Here is a 208-nt window from a genome sequence, read left to right as displayed (position 1 = left end):
CAGTTCTACGCCATCATTGGTCAGAACGACAATATCATCATCGGTGGTATAGCGATCTGATTCTGGAAACTGTCCTTTGTTCAGTAATCCGGCAGCAAACTGAAACAGTGGCTGTATGGATGCCAGAGATTGAATCGGTACGAAGGAAAGAGCCAAATAGAGAACCAGCTGCTTGAGTGGCAGTTTAGTCATGGAGATACCTGTCTTT

General features: G+C 45.2%; 1 protein-coding gene. It reads right to left on the bottom strand.

Annotation, left to right across the window (positions count from 1 at the left end):
- On the bottom strand, positions 1 to 192 hold a 192-nt coding region (locus CWC16_RS19625; protein ID WP_138542703.1), incomplete at its 3' end, for a hypothetical protein.
- Positions 193 to 208: the final 16 nt, after the last annotated feature.

This window comes from Pseudoalteromonas sp. S3776 (genome assembly GCF_005886915.1).
Taxonomy (GTDB): Bacteria; Pseudomonadota; Gammaproteobacteria; order Enterobacterales; family Alteromonadaceae; genus Pseudoalteromonas.
The sequence above is the reverse complement of the archived record's forward strand: the minus strand, read 5'-3'. Positions and strand labels throughout refer to the sequence as shown.